General features: G+C 52.2%; 17 protein-coding genes and 1 pseudogene. 12 read left to right on the top strand and 6 right to left on the bottom strand.

What is annotated here, in order from left to right; translation table 11 throughout:
• The 3 genes from SO058_RS07275 to SO058_RS07265 form a co-directional block, all read left to right on the top strand.
• Positions 1-673 (top strand): hypothetical protein (locus tag SO058_RS07275; RefSeq protein WP_320842330.1); only part of this gene is annotated, 673 nt, incomplete at its 5' end.
• 289 nt (positions 674-962) lie between these two features.
• Entirely contained in the window at positions 963-1,148 is a 186-nt protein-coding gene (locus SO058_RS07270; protein WP_320842329.1) for a hypothetical protein, read from the top strand.
• On the top strand, positions 1,141-1,695 hold the full coding sequence (locus SO058_RS07265; protein ID WP_320842328.1) for a zeta toxin family protein: 555 nt from the start codon (positions 1,141-1,143) through the stop codon (positions 1,693-1,695). The genes SO058_RS07270 and SO058_RS07265 overlap by 8 nt, the downstream gene beginning before the upstream one ends.
• Before the next feature lie 107 nt (positions 1,696-1,802).
• Here the strand turns inward: SO058_RS07265 and SO058_RS07260 are convergent, their stop codons facing one another.
• Positions 1,803-2,102: a nucleotidyltransferase family protein gene (locus SO058_RS07260; protein WP_320842327.1), complete on the bottom strand. Its 300-nt coding sequence runs from the start codon at positions 2,100-2,102 to the stop codon at positions 1,803-1,805.
• Positions 2,103-2,173: 71 nt separating this feature from the next.
• On the opposite strand from SO058_RS07260, the gene SO058_RS07255 reads away from it, so the two are divergent.
• The 6 genes from SO058_RS07255 to SO058_RS07230 are packed head-to-tail and all read left to right on the top strand — an operon-like array spanning position 2,174 to position 8,428.
• Complete coding sequence (locus tag SO058_RS07255) at positions 2,174-2,737, top strand: recombinase family protein (protein ID WP_320842326.1); 564 nt, start codon at positions 2,174-2,176, stop codon at positions 2,735-2,737.
• 60 nt (positions 2,738-2,797) lie between these two features.
• Positions 2,798-3,502: a type VII toxin-antitoxin system MntA family adenylyltransferase antitoxin gene (gene mntA / locus SO058_RS07250; RefSeq protein WP_320842325.1), complete on the top strand. Its 705-nt coding sequence runs from the start codon at positions 2,798-2,800 to the stop codon at positions 3,500-3,502.
• Between the two features lie 4 nt (positions 3,503-3,506).
• Positions 3,507-4,916: an SAVED domain-containing protein gene (locus tag SO058_RS07245; RefSeq protein WP_320842324.1), complete on the top strand. Its 1,410-nt coding sequence runs from the start codon at positions 3,507-3,509 to the stop codon at positions 4,914-4,916.
• The gene (locus SO058_RS07240; protein ID WP_320842323.1) at positions 4,913-6,040 is read left to right on the top strand and encodes an SMODS domain-containing nucleotidyltransferase; all 1,128 of its coding nucleotides are present in this window, start codon (positions 4,913-4,915) and stop codon (positions 6,038-6,040) included. Before SO058_RS07245 ends, SO058_RS07240 begins: the two co-directional genes overlap by 4 nt.
• Complete coding sequence (locus SO058_RS07235; RefSeq protein WP_320842322.1) at positions 6,037-7,950, top strand: HesA/MoeB/ThiF family protein; 1,914 nt, start codon at positions 6,037-6,039, stop codon at positions 7,948-7,950. The genes SO058_RS07240 and SO058_RS07235 overlap by 4 nt, the downstream gene beginning before the upstream one ends.
• Positions 7,937-8,428 carry a Mov34/MPN/PAD-1 family protein gene (locus tag SO058_RS07230; RefSeq protein WP_320842321.1) on the top strand — a complete coding sequence of 164 codons (492 nt, stop codon included), beginning with the start codon at positions 7,937-7,939 and terminating at the stop codon, positions 8,426-8,428. The genes SO058_RS07235 and SO058_RS07230 overlap by 14 nt, the downstream gene beginning before the upstream one ends.
• 50 nt (positions 8,429-8,478) lie before the next feature.
• Here SO058_RS07230 and SO058_RS07225 read toward each other — a convergent pair whose 3' ends face one another.
• From SO058_RS07225 to SO058_RS07215, 3 genes are all read right to left on the bottom strand, one after another.
• Complete coding sequence (locus SO058_RS07225) at positions 8,479-8,643, bottom strand: hypothetical protein (protein ID WP_320842320.1); 165 nt, start codon at positions 8,641-8,643, stop codon at positions 8,479-8,481.
• 424 nt (positions 8,644-9,067) lie between these two features.
• Positions 9,068-11,521, bottom strand: a complete 2,454-nt coding sequence (locus tag SO058_RS07220; protein ID WP_320842319.1) for an S-layer homology domain-containing protein — start codon at positions 11,519-11,521, stop codon at positions 9,068-9,070.
• A gap of 284 nt (positions 11,522-11,805) precedes the next feature.
• The gene (locus SO058_RS07215; RefSeq protein WP_320842318.1) at positions 11,806-12,483 is read right to left on the bottom strand and encodes a Crp/Fnr family transcriptional regulator; all 678 of its coding nucleotides are present in this window, start codon (positions 12,481-12,483) and stop codon (positions 11,806-11,808) included.
• Positions 12,484-12,580: 97 nt separating this feature from the next.
• Here SO058_RS07215 and SO058_RS07210 point away from each other — a divergent pair, with 97 nt between their 5' ends.
• Positions 12,581-13,276, top strand: a complete 696-nt coding sequence (locus SO058_RS07210) for a 4Fe-4S binding protein (RefSeq protein WP_320842317.1) — start codon at positions 12,581-12,583, stop codon at positions 13,274-13,276.
• Between the two features lie 145 nt (positions 13,277-13,421).
• Here SO058_RS07210 and SO058_RS07205 read toward each other — a convergent pair whose 3' ends face one another.
• Both SO058_RS07205 and SO058_RS07200 read right to left on the bottom strand, forming a co-directional pair.
• Entirely contained in the window at positions 13,422-13,988 is a 567-nt protein-coding gene (locus tag SO058_RS07205; RefSeq protein ID WP_320842316.1) for an ECF transporter S component, read from the bottom strand.
• Positions 13,989-13,999: 11 nt separating this feature from the next.
• A complete protein-coding gene (locus SO058_RS07200) occupies positions 14,000-14,632 on the bottom strand; it encodes a uridine kinase family protein (protein ID WP_320842315.1) in 633 nt (210 codons plus the stop codon).
• 186 nt (positions 14,633-14,818) lie between these two features.
• Here SO058_RS07200 and SO058_RS07195 point away from each other — a divergent pair, with 186 nt between their 5' ends.
• Both SO058_RS07195 and SO058_RS07190 read left to right on the top strand, forming a co-directional pair.
• Positions 14,819-15,916 (top strand): 2-oxoacid:acceptor oxidoreductase family protein, encoded by a 1,098-nt coding sequence (locus SO058_RS07195; protein ID WP_320842314.1) that lies wholly within the window; start codon positions 14,819-14,821, stop codon positions 15,914-15,916.
• Positions 15,913-16,233, top strand: a pseudogene (locus SO058_RS07190) (pyruvate synthase); the annotation flags it as partial. The gene SO058_RS07195 and the pseudogene SO058_RS07190, both read left to right, overlap by 4 nt.

Raw genomic sequence — 16,233 nt, 5'->3', positions numbered from 1 at the left:
TAACAACCATCCGTTTCTTGGCAACTGTGCAGGCAAAGCCTTTGCGCTGGCGCACAATGGCGTTCTCTGGAACGACCATGAGCTGCAAGCGGATTTGCCCAAAACCAATATCGAGACCGACAGCTACGTCGCCGTACAGCTACTGGAAAAAGAAAACGCCCTCGACTTCGCCAGCCTGAAAAGCATGGCCGAAACAGTCGAGGGCTCTTTTGTGTTCACGGTGCTGGACAGCGCGGATAACCTTTTCGTGGTCAAAGGGGATAACCCGTTTTGCGTTTATCATTATAAGGGCTTCCTGCTCTACGCATCGACCGAGGATATCCTGCACAAGACAGCGAAGCGGCTGCGGCTTGGCGTACCGTGCGGAATTCGGCAGCCGGAGGAGGGCGATATTTTGAAAATCGACCGCAGCGGGAATATCACCACAGGCAGCTTTATCCCGCACCACACGTTCCGGCACTGGTGGCGGTGCGCGCCGTATTACGGCTATTTTTCCTTGGAGGAGGATACGGGGGCGGGCGACCTAGTCGGCGCGGCCAAGGCCATGGGCGTTAGCCCGGACGAGGTGCGCGCGCTGCTGGACTACGGCTGCTCGGCCGCCGAGATCGAGGAACTGCTCTACGATCCGTCCCTGCTCCACGAGCTGACGGGCGAGCTGCTGTATGCGTACTGACGGAAAGGAGGTGAACGCATGTTTCCGGTAGAACCGATCTTTCGCGCGCTGGGTGTGCTGGCCGATCTGGTCATCGACGCTGTGACGCACTGGTCTGACAGCGGATAAGCCCTGTCAATAGGGTATACCCATCTGACAGAGCCGCAAAGCATGGCAATAGGGCCGGTTTCGGGGTTTTGACATGTGTCACATTCCCGGAAGGCCCTATTGCAATACTATCGCTTTTCGGATTTGATTGTGCTATACTATAAACAAATGATACTGCCTTTTTACATAGGAGGTGTGTTCCATGAGCGAGCAAAATATTGACAAAACGTTGGGCATGACCGACGACGAAATGACAAAGCGTTTTCGAAAAGCCGTCGAACTGGAAAAGGCATTAAAAACGGCACGCGGAGAGCCAATCGCGCGGTTTGATAAAGCGACAGGGAAAACCTATCTGGAATATCCGGACGGGAGGCGCGAGGATGCCTAAAAAACCGGAAGTTATCGTTTTCGCCGGTCCGAACGGCTCCGGAAAGAGCACGATCACCAAACTTGCCAAGGTGATCGAACCCTATATCAATGCGGATGACATCAAACGCAGCACACACTGCACCGATCTAGAAGCCGCGCAGCGTGCCGAACATCTGCGGCTGGAAGCAATCGAGCAACGTGTTTCCTTTACGTTTGAAACCGTGCTGTCGACCGAACGCAACCTGCATTTGCTTGAACAGGCGAAAGCGCAGGGCTATTTTATCCGTTGCGTTTATGTGCTGACTTGTAATCCGAAAATCAATGTTGCGAGGGTCAAAAGCCGGGTGTTGAGCGGCGGGCACGATGTGCCGCGGGAAAAGATCGAAAGCCGATATGGTAAAGCATTGGCATTGGTTCCACGGCTTGTGGAGGTGTGCGATATTTGCCATATTTACGATAACTCGGATGAACCGGTTCGGATTTTTAAGAAACGCAAAGACGAAATGTTTTTCTGGCCAAACGAGCTGTGGCCTGAAGCGGAGATTCAAAAATTAGTCGGTCAATAGCAAAAAACGCTGCGGAAACGCAGCGTTTTCTTTATTTTTGAGAAGAGAAAAGAGCTATGCTGTTTGTTCATCTTCTGGGCAGCAGCAGACATTATCCGTTGTCTCGCTTAAGAAGCTTCATAAAGCAGCACCTCGTCTGTATGAATGTCGCTCAGAAAATGCGCGTCCAAGCTGCTTGTCGGAATCAGATCAACCGGTACGCCAAGTGCGTCCTCGAGATCGACCAAAAGCCCGGCCAACGCCAAGCCGCGGATCGCGCCTTTGTCGATGCGCAGATCCATGTCGCTCTGTTCCTCGGCGTCGCCGCGCGCGTAGGAGCCGAACAGATAGACCCGCTGTGCGCCATACTGCCGCGCAAGTATGGCTACGATTTCTCGAATTTCATCAATCGTGTATTGGCGCTTCATACCGCTTACCACCTTGCTTGATATATTCAAGTATACCATGTTTTTATTGAAAAAGAAAGGAGACTGTACATATGAAAATCGGCTATATCCGCGTCAGTACCGAGGAGCAGAACACCGCGCGGCAAGAGATTCTTTTGCATGAGCTGGGTGTTGACGAAATCTATAGTGACAAGGCCAGCGGCAAAAGCACCGAACGGCCGCAGCTCAGGAAGATGATGGAATATGTCCGCAAAGGCGACACGGTAATCGTCGAATCCATCAGCCGTTTTGCGCGCAACACCAAGGATTTGTTGGCGCTCGTCGAGCAACTGACGGCCAAGGGCGTCGAATTCGTCTCCAAGAAAGAGGCCATCGACACCACCACACCGACCGGAAAGTTTATGCTGACCGTGTTTGCCGCCGTGGCCGAGCTCGAGCGGGAGCACATCCTCCAGCGCCAGCGCGAGGGCATCGCAATCGCCAAGCGACAGGGCAAATACACCGGACGTAAGCAGATTCCTGTGCCGGAAGGCTTCGAGCAAACCGTCGCCCGCTGGCGGCGCGGCGAGATCACCGCCGTGGACGCAATGAAGCGGCTCGGCATGAAGCCGAATACGTTTTATCGGAGAACTAACGCAGCACAAGGTAATAAATAAGGTTTTCTTGATGCTCGAAACGTGGTATAATAAGACAAATATTAGTGGTAGGTGAACGCCTTGGAGCAAAAACAGTGGCTGGCAGCAGATCGTGTGCTGGAGCAAATCACAGCGGTGCTGCAAAAATACCCCAACGTGCGCAAAGCGGTCTTGTTCGGCTCGCGCGCTCGGGGCGATCACCGTCCGCAGAGTGATTATGATATTGCGGTGTACCCGCTTTCGCAGCCACTTCAAGAGGAAGTGCGGCTGCGCGGGCAGCTCGACGATTTGGATACGCTTTATAAAATCGACCTTGTGATCGTGGATCGGTTCGTAGAGCCGGCGCTGCTGCAAAACATCGAAACGGAGGGAATCGTTATTATGGAACGGAGCAACAAGCGCGAAAATTACTGCAAAGCAGTCGAACGCCTACGCGAAGCGCTCAGTGAGTATGATGCTAACCCCTCCGATACCATGCGGGACGGCGTGATCCAACGTTTTGAGTTTACAACTGAACTTGCATGGAAAGCCTGCCGGGAAAACCTCCTTGCGATGGGTTATGCGGAAGTAAACGGCCCGAAACCGGTAATGCGGGAAGCCTTTGCGCACGGTTTGGTTGAAGATGAAACCGTGTGGATCGATATTTTGAACGACCGAAATTTGACTTCGCATGTATATAAAGAGCAGACGGCGAATGAGATTTTTGAGCGTATTAGAGAAAAGTATGTTGAGCTCTTCGAAGCGCTTTCACGGTTTTTGACAGATAATAGTCGCAATGTAGGGTGAGAAAATGGGTGGACAAGAAGGTAATCGCGGGTACGTATATCAGAGCGTCGTGTCCGTGTTAGAGTCGCTGCAAAACAGTGATTGGGATATGGTAAAAATGGAGTGTGAAACCCAAAACGATAAGGTGGATATCGCTTTGCAGGCATCAGGGAAAGTGGTAAAAGCTATTCAAGTCAAATCATCTATTAATTTATTTAAAGCGAAAGATATTGCTAAATGGCTGCAGGATCTAATGAGTGATATTGATTCTCTTGTATATGAGCTGTGTCTGCTGGGCCAATGTGATGAAACAGCTAACGTATTGGCTGAATCCATTCGCAAATTCCAAACCAATACGGGAAGGGATCAAAAAGCGGAGAAGTCTTTGCAACCGTTTCCAGAAATAGAAAAAGCACTACAATGCCATTCTATTGTAATTAAAATTTTACCTTTTGATCCTGATCACCTTGAAGTATTAGTGCGGGATAGCATCTTAGCGTTTATGTATAAGCGCAAAAAGCAATTCAATTTAAATGTTGATCGAGAGCAATTAAATAATATCACGAGAGCACTAATTGGACAATTTCAGTGGATTACGACTCGTAATGAATATATTGAAAGAAAAGATTTTGAAAAACGCATGGAACTATTAATTAGTTCCTTGATAGTGAAATCACAGAAGAAAGAAGTCCGTATAGGGGTGCGGAGTTTTGAGCCAAACACGAAAAAGCTATTCGAAAAAACAAATATGACTTTGGATTTATTGGAGACTTTCAATGGTAAACAGTTAAAAGCGGACAAGGATTGGAGACGTGATATATATGCCCCGCTTATCCGCTTTGTGGAAGATACATTCGATGATTCGGCACAATATCTCCTTTTTCTTGAAACGCACTATACAATTGCATTTACATTGGGAAGGTTGCTGAGGCCCAAGTCAGGTATCAACGCTGCAGTGTTGCAGAAAACCGGATGCGGAGGATCAGTAATATGGAGTGTCAACGACTATGATGAGGGGTCAACGGACTGGAAAATAGAATATGAGGACGATAGTCAAACCGCTATTGACTTTGTCTTGGAATTGAACGTTTCATACAATATTCATAGAGATGTAGTCGAATTTATAAACAAAAATTCCATGAAAGTTAAAAAGTATATGAAATGCAGTATAAATGAGTCGGCGAGTTTGAGCGCGATTCGAAATGGTTGCCATGCTAGCCGGTTGGCAGATAAACTTCGTAACGAAGTAGTAAGCGCAACAGATATTCGTTCAGGCCGCATACTGCATATTTTTATATCTGCTCCGAATGCGTTAGTATTCTTCTTGGGGCGTGTATCGGAGTACTGGGGGAAAATTCAAATTTATGAATTTGATCTTGAAAGTAGAACGTATATACCTACAATAAAATTCCCGATTGAGGAGGTAACATTATGAGCAAAGTAAATACTTATTTTACTGATTTTTTAGCCAATATTCGATTACCGGATAGTTTGGTTCAGGAATTGATTAGAGCGCATACAAACCTTCGGCAACGGCTGGTTGCAGATGATCTAACAAAAGATTTGATGGTTGATTCTTTCCTACAAGGAAGCTATGCGCGATCCACTTGCATAAAGCCGGAGAAAGATGCTAAAGTTGATGTTGATGTCATTGCAGTTACAAATATCAATCACAACGATGTGACCGCGAAACAGGCTTTCGAAATGGTTACCCCCTTTGTAGAAAAATATTATGAGGAATTTCGACAGCAAAGCCGATCCATTGGTATATCACTGGAAAAGGTTGATATGGATTTTGTTATTACTGCAGCGCCAAGCGAAGAGTTGGTACGAGAAATCAAAAAAGCAAACTTGTCTTCGGCGTTTACTATCGAGGATATGCTGGAATCTCAAGGTACTAACACGATGCCTATCCTGAAAAATGGTATGAGACTCAATGAAACAATTAATTTCTTTAATGAATCCACGGAGTCGAGTTGGCGTGTAGAACCATTGTTGTTGCCGGATAATGACGAAGACAGGTGGTATCGTACACATCCGCTTGAGCAAATTCGATGGACGCGTGAAAAAAACAAAAAATGTAACGGGCATTTTATCAATGTGGTTAAAGCGCTAAAATGGTGGAAACGTGTTAGTCTACCTGACAGTAAGTATCCTAAAAGTTATCCGTTGGAACATTTTATTGGTGAATGTTGCCCGGACTATATTGATAGCGTGGCAGAGGGAATCGTCTGCACTATGGAGAAAATTGCAAGAAGCTATCAACAAAAGCCTGTTTTGCCGGATCGCGGTGTTCCTGAACATGATGTGTTCGGGAAATTAAGTGAAGAGGATTATCAGGTTTTCTACGATGCTGTATGTCAATCTGTGAAGATTGCTCGTCGGGCATATGATACTGAAGACATAGAAACCAGCGTAACACTTTGGAGAAGATTTTTTGCCGATAGCGATGAATTTCCCCGATATGTAGGTGGAAGTGGAAAGCCTGATAGCAAAGGCGGTTTTACGCCACGAAAAGAAAAGACGGAGGCTGTTCCTACAGGTCGCTTTGCCGAATGAGTAAAACAAATGTTGCGGTAAACTTGAGAACAGCTCGACGGCGCTTAGAAGAGATTCCGGAAATTACAATACTTGATGATTTAGTATGGGATGACCATTTCGAGGTATTCTATATTCATCTTTCCATCGACTTAGGGCAGTCGTATGAACGAATTCCCCGAATGACAGAATGGTACATTACGGCTGATGCGAACTATCCATATGGGAATATTGACATTTATCCCAGTGCACACAATAGCATAATCGATACTTATCCACATCAAAGTAACAATGCATGTATAAGTAAGAATGGACTTTGGCGCAGTGGAAAGCTATGTGTGAATTTAGTCATTCGTTCATTAGGTATTCAAGCTTTTTCGAAAGAGCCGCGCGACAGCAATGATAGGCTGTATTGGTATGCAAGTAGAGCAGTGATGTGGCTACGCGCAGCGGCTACTAATACGCTGATTCAGGACATGGATTTATTTGAGATACCAAGCTTCAAAGAAAAATTGCTCTTTAACGATCAAAAAGTTGTTTTTGCCTATAATGAAGATATGGCATCGCTTTTCAACTGGGAGGCCGCGCCCTCCTACGGTATTGCCAAAAGCTATCAAAAACAGCATCAAGGAGTAAGCATAATAACGGTTCAGGGATATTGGACTACTAATCATCAGTCTGTTTACCTACCTAGATGGGGACAAGAGTTTAACTGCCAAGATGACCGTGAAATACTTGATGCATTGTGGATTAAACTTGAAGCGCCACCTGTGATGCGCGTATGGCAGACTCCTACTACTTTAGCAGAATTGAGCGAAGTCTGCCAAATGCAAGGAATCGATTTTTGGTCGCTACTGCGTAACTTTGCCCCATGCGCAAGAGACAATAACAGGCACTTGCTTCTCGTTGGCTATCCCATCCCCAAACGAATAGGCGAAGAGAACATGCAGATGGCGTGGCAAGGTCTTTTGTTACCCCGACTATCAAATCGCCATATTAATACGCCTCGATTTCAATCTGGACAAAAGCAACGAAACTGGAAATTAAAACTGCAAGGGCGGGATGGTGCCCCTAAAGGGTTTAGGCCCAATGAGACTGGATGGTGGCGCAATGATAGAGAGAATATATTACCAGATGATCTGGAGTTAGATTGGTTGTACAGCCAAAATTGGGGAGGGCGCGCTATATCTTTGCGCGGTCGGCTTGAAAAGGAAATTATTGCACATAATGTGATGCTCATTGGATGTGGTAGTATTGGTTCAGCAGTAGCAGAGCTGTTAGTACGAGCGGGTGTGACACGCTTGACATGTATGGATGGCGATATGCTGGATATTGGAAATCTTTGCAGGCACACTCTTACAACCAAGCATTTATGCGCATATAAGAGTGATTCTTTAGCTAAAAGACTTAACCAAGCAAATCCTAATGCAGATGTTCAAAGTATACCACACGCTTTGGAATTAAATCAGTACGGAATGCTTAACGAAGAGTTGGACAAGTATGATCTAATTATTGACACCACAGGAGAAGATACAGTTCTTGAACTGCTATCTGCTTACCCATATAAGAAAAACAAGGTGTTTTGCACAATTTCAATCGGATTAGGTGCAAAGCATCTCTATTTGGGTATGCTCAGAACCAAATCTCCAAGCTTTCATTCCTTTTTTCAATTATGCAAACCATATATAGATGCAGATGGAGAAAAATATGATGTGAACGATTTGCCGCGCGATGGGATTGGGTGCTGGCATCCGGCATTTCCCGCATGTATCGATGATATTTGGCTAGCTACAAGCACAGCAATAAAATGCTTGCGGAATTTTGTGTGCAGTCCAGAATACATGCGATTGGCGGTTTTGGAGCAATTGGATCGTAGTGGGATTTCTGCCGGTTTTGAACCGGTAAAGGTTATTAAAAATGCAGACGATTAAGTTTATAAATGACAAACAAAATTTTGGTGTTATACTGCCGGGGGAAATTTTAGATGAAATGCATGAGATGTGTATCAGATCCGGTGCGATGGAGACTGGCGGCATCCTAATTGGACATTATTCGAGCAATAACAATTGGGCAATAATAGCTCGGGCAACAGAACCGCCAAAAGGATCACGACATTTCCCTGTGAAATTTGTTCGCAGTAGTGCTACCACAAAAAAATTGCTGGATAATGAGTGGAAACAGGGTCAGTATTACTTGGGGGAATGGCATTATCATCCAAATGCATCGCCAAAGCCTTCTAAGATAGATTATCAGACAATAGTTAACCTTTCCAGAGATAGTAAGTTGCATTGTCCAGAGCCAGTCATGATAGTTGTTGGTGGGAACGTATTAAGGTGGAAAGAGTATGTTGGTGTTTTTGCTTCTGGTAAGGAAATTGTTTTAAAGCAGATTCGTTTAGTTGATTCGTGATTTGGATCGTAGCTCGAAATTTAGCTAAACAATTAAATCAAAATTTCCGTCTATTCAATAGCTATCTTTCGCTTTTTCAACATGGAAACTATCAGAGAGTTTTTAACCGGCAGCCCTCCTTCTCCGCCCAAAAACAGCACTTTATCGAAAGATAAGGTGCTGTTTTTTGTTTTTCCCAAGAGGTAAGAACGTTTTATCGATTCTGCAATTTCCATACCCCAATCATCTTGTCTTTCGGTACAAACTTCCGTCTGCCGATATGCAGCGTTGGAAAATCCGCATAGCACAGGATAAGCGATGCACGCTCTTATTTGTGCTCCACAGAAGACAGCCATCTCCTTATGCAACACATCTATTTGGCGACAGAATAGTAATGCGTATAAAGTATCACGCCGACAGCATACACATTACAAAACACGTTGTCAATCAAATGATGATAAAACCGGGAGGCTTTTTATTTAAGTGTTTGATCGAGTGACACAATGTGTTTTAATAGGCATAACAGTACGAAATGACAAGGAGCTGGACGCGAACGAGACCTCGCTGCGATAAACACTCCAATCGCAGCGGGCTTCTTGATAACTTGCTTGCGCATGGGGCGCACATACAAAGCACAGATGTTTTGCTTTTGTCTCGCGTTTATTTGAGCGCGGTCCAGGTTTCGTGGATATTGTCAGACTTGCGCTTGTAGTCGTGGGCGGACGCGGCTTCCTGGAGGGCGAGGTAGTACCATTTATTCGTGTCTGCGTTGTCGGAGAACGTCTTCATGCCCTCGAGCAGGTCGTCCGCTGTTTCGGGCGCACGCTCCAACACGCGGTTTACCAGCGTGACCGCCTCGGCGCGCGTGATAGGATCATTCGGGCGGAACAGGCCGCCCGGGTCGCCCTCGACCCAGCCTTTCTGCGCCGCGCGGTTGATCTCCGCCGCCGCCCAGTGCCCCGCGATATCCGGGAACAGGTCGCCGCCCTCGTATTCGTCCGAATCAAAGCGCGCGGCGATGGCCGCAAACTCCGCCCTGGTGATGTGCGCTTCCGGGCGGAACGTGCCGTCCGGGTCGCCTTTCAGGATGCCCGCGTTTGCCAGCGTCGCGATCGCGGCGTTTGACCAGCGGCTGTGCGCCACGTCCGGGAACGTGTGCGTGTCCGTCTCGTACAGCGCGCGGGTGTCGTCGGACAGCAGGCGGTAAAACAGCATCGCGGTTTCCTCGCGGGTGATATAGCTATCCGGGCGCACCGTGCCGTCCGGATAGCCGGAAACATAGGCGATATGGTCGGTTTTGTTCAGGCCGGGGGCGGTCTCACGCCAGACTGCGTATAGGTTCAGCGTCTTCGAGGGCATTTTCATGGTTTCCCCTCCCCGGTATTTCACCGCGCCGTCCGCCGACTCCGCCCAGCCCGCGAAAGCCTTGCCCGACGGGGCTGCAAAGACATCCCCGGGCTTGATCTCCACGTTTGCGCCCGATCGGTGGCCGCTGTCGCGGATATCCTTGGGCGCGTTTTCGTGGTTCGCCTTGTACACCACCGTATAGGTGCTCGGCGAGGAAGAGCCGGACGGAATCGTGCCCGCCGCGATTTCGGCAATATAGTTGTCTTCTGTGCTGGTATAATGGATCGCCCCGTTGCTCGGGCTGCCCGCCAAATGTGTAAATTGGCCGTCGCCCGATAGGGTGCGCAGCTCGCTGTGATGGTCCGCGGGCGGCGTGATGGTGATGCCCCGCGGCAGAGCCTGCCCGCGGCTGTCTTCTGTAATTTCAAGCCGCCCGGCCGCGTCCCGCAGGGCTGCCGGCGCGTCGATCTTCCCGTTTACGTTGAAGCTGCCGCCGAGAAAATCGGCAGACGCCGCCGTAACGCCGTATTTGATCTGCGGTGTGAAATTGTCGGCCGCGGTGTAGGGCGTAAAAAACGTCAGCGCGCTGTTCCCGGCATCGACCGCGGGTGTGCTGCCGCGAACACCCTCTATTCCCGCATTCGCTGAGATGGTGACGGCGATGGTCTTGCTCCCATCGCTTGGGAATTTCACGCCTTTGGAAAGATAGAACGCCTGATTGTTATCGCTCTGATCCAGCGCGGTCATGGAGAATCTGGGAGCGTCAGCGGCGGTAGGGTTCCACTCCACGGCGCCGTCGTCATAGACGTATATCAATCGATTCGTTACAGCGGACAGGTCGAGCGTCGCGCCCGGGTTGCCGGACGCACCCACAGCCTTGAACTGCGTCACATTGCCGGTCACAGTGCCATAAACGCCGCCCTGCGGACCTGCCGCGAGCACCGTCGCGCCCAGCTCGGCGGTCAGCGTACCGCCCTTGGTGTGGATTCCATACTTAACACTTCCAAGCGCGACGACCGTGCCGCTCTGGACGGTCACCGTGCCCGCGTCGCCTGTACCCGATTTCTGTGCTGTAATACCGTTGTATCCCTCGCAGCGCAGGATTCCGCCGCCCGATACCGTTAGGCCGGGTGCCAACACGTGTATGCCTACACTATCAAACGCTCCGTCTTGCTTTCTTCCGCTTGTTGCGGTTATTGTGCCGTTGTTGGTCAGCGTAATGCCAGATCCGAATATTCCATTCCCGCTGTAATTCTGGCCGTCCCCGCCAATGGCCGTCAGGCTGCCGGTCTCGGCGACGCTCACCTTCAGCGTGCCGTCCGCATACAGTCCGGCATTGGGCAAGCCAGGGTTTGTCTTGTTGCCGCCCTTAACGGTCAGGAACGCGTTTTCCGCCACTGTCACCGTCAAGCTGCCATTCGAAGCAACACCATAATACGGACTATCAGCTGACGCGCCGGTCACCGTCCAGCGTGCGTTTTCCGAAACCGTGAGCGCCGCGCCGGCGGGCAGCACGATGCCGTCTTTGCCGCTGCCTGTGATCTCGCCGCTGCCGGTCAGGGTGAGCCTACCGGTATCCTTTGCCCACCGCGCTGTACCGCCGCCGCAACTCCACGAGGCATCCGCCATGTCCAGCCCGGTCACCTTGATCCCGCCGCTCCCGTCCGCGCTCTCGCTGATCGCCAGCGCCCCAGCGGGCAGCAGCGCGAGCAGCAGGCACACGCTCGTAAGCAGGGATAACAGCCGCCCGAACTTCTTTCGTTTCATAGTCGTTTCCTCCTTTGTGTCCGGCGGGCAAGGAGGATTTCTTTGGGAGGGAAGCCGCAGGCTTCCCTCCCAAAGGGGGTACCCCCTTTGCCCAGATTTTCATGCTTTTTCCCGCCGGAAAAAGCAAAGCACCGGCTCCCGCGAGACGCGGAAAGCCGGTGTTTTTGGTTGATGCTTCATTATATCACATGCGGGGGCGTTTGTCCCCAAAATTAACAAAAATTAATTTTGCTTCTTTTGCGGTCTCTGTGAATACGTGTCACAGAGTCTCTTTTTTGCGGCGGTCAATCCGCCGATTGCGATAGCATAGAGGTTAGGACAAATTCGTTTTTGCGCACGCGTAGCAGCCCATCCCGCTGCATTTTGCTCAGCTCGTTCGACAGGGCGCTGCGGTCTACGCTCAGATAATCCGCGAGCTGCTGCCGGTCAAACGGGATGGAAAAGGAAACACTGCCACGCCGCGCAGCTTCATACGCCAGATACGATGTGAGCCGCTTACGGATGGTTTTGGGTGTGGTGTGCAGGATCCGGCGGGACAGCGCAAGGTTTTTCTGCGCTGTGACGGCCAGCAGATTTTGAATCAGCCTCATGTGGTGGGGACAGGCGCTTGGGCAGGTTTTCAGCAGGCGGGCGGGGCTTAAAAACAGCACTTCGCACGGCTCGGCTGCGGAAACGTTCACCATCAGCGGCTCTCCGGGAATGCAGGCATAGGTCTCAGCGAAGATATGTCCCGCGGGGATGCGGTTTATAATGCTTTTGTTGCCCCATAAATCGTTGTTTTCAATATGCAAGGCGCCGGACAGCACCAACCCCATAGAGGAAACGACTTCTCCCGCGCGGAAGATTTCCGCGCCTTTGGCAAACCGCCGGGATACTGCGCACAGGCAGTTCAGCATGCTTTCCACCTCTTCAGCGGAGGCGCCGTGAAACAGGGCGGTTCGGCTCAAAAATAAATAATCCACAATTTCTCCTTTCTGTTGTTTTAACAACATACGGATATGAAAGATTGTATTATACTGAGCCTGTCAAGTCAAGCAAACGGACAAGGAGGAACAAACGGTGCTTAGAAAAATTATTCAGATTGAGCAAGAAAAGTGCAATGGCTGCGGCCTGTGCGCCAACGCGTGCCATGAGGGTGCGATCGGCATGGTGGACGGCAAGGCAAGGCTGCTGCGCGACGATTACTGCGACGGACTGGGCGACTGCCTGCCGGTCTGCCCAACAGGCGCGATCACCTTTGTCGAACGGGAGGCCGCAGCATATGACGAGCAGGCTGTGCAGCGAAACAAGCAGGAAAAGGCGCCGCTGCCATGCGGCTGTCCGGGCAGCCAGTCCCGCCGGATCGAGCGGGAGCAGGAGCAGCCCCAAACCGGCGCCGCTCCTGCCGCTTCCTCTGCGCTTCGGCAGTGGCCGGTGCAGATTAAGCTGGCGCCGGTGAACGCGCCTTACTTTGACGGCGCGCGTCTGCTGGTCGCCGCTGACTGCACCGCCTACGCTTATGGGAATTTCCATGGGGAGTTTATTCGAGGCAAGGTGGCGCTGATCGGCTGTCCCAAGCTGGATGAGGGCGATTACAGCGAAAAGCTGGCCGAGATCCTGCGGCGAAACAACATCAGAAGCCTGACCGTGGTGCGCATGGAGGTGCCTTGCTGCGGCGGCATCGAGCGCGCCGCAGTAACGGCGCTGCAAAACAGCGGCAAGATGATCCCTTGGCAGGTGGTTACGATTTCAACCGATGGGCAAATTGTGAAATAAGGTGAAAACTTTCCAAACCAGAACAAATAGCGTACAATTGAGAAAAAGCGATGCATTTTTTGTGCGTCGCTCGGCGGCTGATCACCCGCGCGTATGATTGAGCAAATGAAAAAAGCTGTCCCTCGGCAGGGGGACAGCTTTTCTTTTACGGCTGTTCGGAAACCGTCTTGGGGTGCTCGCGCCGGAAATGCACCATACCGGTGCGGTCGAGCGCGACCATGATAGCCGGGATGAACACGAGCTGCAAGATGATGCCCGGAATGGCGGTGAGCAAAGCGCCCGCGAGAAACATATGCAAGGTGAACGCCTCGCCCGCAATGCCGGTGAGCAGCAGCCGGACAACGCCCCACACGATACGCCCGCCGAGCATAGCGGCGAGCAGCGAGCGGTACAGCGAAACAATGCACTGCCAGCGGGAATGCTGATAGAGGAATCCGGCGATTAGCCCGTAGGCCGCAAGCTCGAACGCCATGGAAACGCCAATGGGAAAAATCGGCGGCATGCCGAACACGGCGTAGCGCAAAAGCGGCAGCACGAAGCCGACCGCCGCGCCATACTGCCAGCCGCATAGCAGGCCGCACAGCAGCACGGGCAGATGCATGGGCAGCAGCATATTGCCGATTTTGGGAATCTGTCCGGTCAAAAACGGCAGGGCAAGGCCGGCGGCCATGCACATGGCGGCCAGCGCCAGATTTTTTGTGGTCTGTTTCATAAAACGCTCCTTTATTTTGTGTCGGGAAAGAGGCCGGTGGTGTCAACGCGCAGAGGACAGGCTTCGATGCCGTATCGCCGGAAATACCGCTCCTCGAGCGGGATCCAGCGGTTTGCAAACGCCGCAAAACGCGCGCCCTCCCGGGTCTTCAGACGGCGGGACTGCTCCTCGCCGGAACAGGTGAGGAAGATTTTTAGGTCATAGCAGCCGGCCAGAGCGGGATGGTGCGCATAGCTGCCCTCCACGATGGTTAGTGGAAGCGCGGACATGTGAATGGCTGGGCCGAACGACCCGGTGCGGCAGTCGAACGCGCGGTATTGGATGGGCAGACCGGCGCGCGCCGGGACAAGCACCTCGCGCCGCAGCCGCTCAAGGTCAATATTTCCGGCGGGGACACGCTCCCAATCCGTCCGCCGCGCGGAAAAGGGCAGATAGAAATCGTCCATGTGGAACACACGGCAGGGGAACAGACAGGAGGCGAGCTGCGCGAACCGGGTCTTGCCGCTGCCGCAGCGGCCGTCCACCGCGACGACGGCAGGCGCGCCCGTTTCCGTGAGATAGCCGATGCGCAAAAGCGCAGGCAGATAGGCTGTACGTACTGCGCCGGGCAGTAGGGAGGAAAGCGTGCGGAAGAGTTCGTCCATTGGGTTCACCTGCCAAACAGAATGGATAGGGGCTTTTATCCAGTGTACCACTTGAAGTATACTTCAGGTCAATGCTTTTTTCAAATTTTTCTGCGGGCGCCAAAGCCGCAGAGAATTTGGGAAAACATGCATGGAACGCGCCCGGATGCAGATAATGAATGGAAAAGGGACAAGGAGTGATCTGCAATGGCGGAACCAATCACGCTGCCCGAGGTGAACGAGCGCGGATATTATGAAATCCGGCTGGAAAGCATCGGCGGGCTGGGCGCCAACCTCTGCGGCAAGATGCTCGGCGAGTTGGGCGCGGACTATCTGGGCCTCAACGCCGCGAATTTTTCCAGCTACGGCTCGGAAAAGCGCGGCTCGCCGGTCAAAGCCTATATCCGCTGGTGCGCGCCTGAACAGGAACTGCGCCTGAGCAGCCCGGTGGAAAAGCCGCATGTGCTCGGCCTGTTCCACGAGGCGCTTGCGGGCAAGCTGCCGGTGACCGCGGGCGTGGACGAAAAGACGCGTGTGGTGGTCAACACCGCGCTTTCGCCGGACGAAATGCGGGAAAAACTGCGCCTACATGCGGGCGAACTCTTCTGCATCGACGCGCTGCGCATCGCGATGGAGTGCAAAACGCGCGTCAACATGGTCATGTTGGGCGCGATGGCAAAGGCGGCGGGGTTTATCCCGCTTAAGGACTGCGAGGAGCTGGCGCGGCAGACCGTCGGCAAAAAATACCCCGACCTGCTCGAAGCCAACCTCGAGGGCGTGCGCCGCGGCTGGTCGGAGGCCGATAGCCGCCGCTTTGCGGACGACGGCAAGTACCCTTATGTGCCATACGAGGAGCCGGAAAACCGCTGGGGCTATGAAAACGCGCCCATCGGCGGCGTCAACCCGCACATCGGCAGCACGGTGACGAACGACCTTTCGGCCTCGCGCGAAGGCTGGGTGCCGCTTTTTATTCAGGACAAATGCATCAACTGCGGCCTGTGCGATTCTACCTGCCCGGACATGGTGTTCCAGTTCGCACCCGGGGAGTATAAGGGGCGTCCCGCGATGGTAAACCGCGGGCTGGATTACCACCACTGCAAGGGCTGCCTGCGCTGTGTCGACGTATGTCCCACCGAAGCGCTGGTGGCCGGGCGGGAGCGTGAACAGGATACGCTGCACCACTTTTTGCGCAACCAGAGCCTGCTGCCTGCGCACCTCGAATATGAGGACGCGGGGCCGGACGGCTGGATCACGAGCGATTCGTTCGACAACGAACGCCGGGTGGATAACGGAGGTGTGGTATGAGCAAACAGCAGAAATGGGTGTTTGAGAGCGGTAACGAGCTGGCGGCGCTGGCGGCAAAACAGATCAACTATCATGTGATGGGCTATTACCCCATCACGCCTTCGACGCAGATCGCGGAAAACCTGGACCAGATGAAAGCCGAGGGGCTGCACGATATCTCGATGCTCGCCGCCGAGGGCGAGCACAGCGCGGCCGGCATCTGCTACGGCGCGGCGGCGGGCGGCGGCCGCGTATTCAATGCAAGTTCGGCCAACGGCCTGCTGTATGCGCTCGAGCAGCTTCCCGTGCAGTCGGGCACACGCCTGCCCATGGTGATG

Source organism: Agathobaculum sp., assembly GCF_034098985.1.
Lineage (GTDB): Bacteria > Bacillota > Clostridia > Oscillospirales > Butyricicoccaceae > Agathobaculum.
This window is presented reverse-complemented; position numbering and strand designations above follow the sequence as displayed.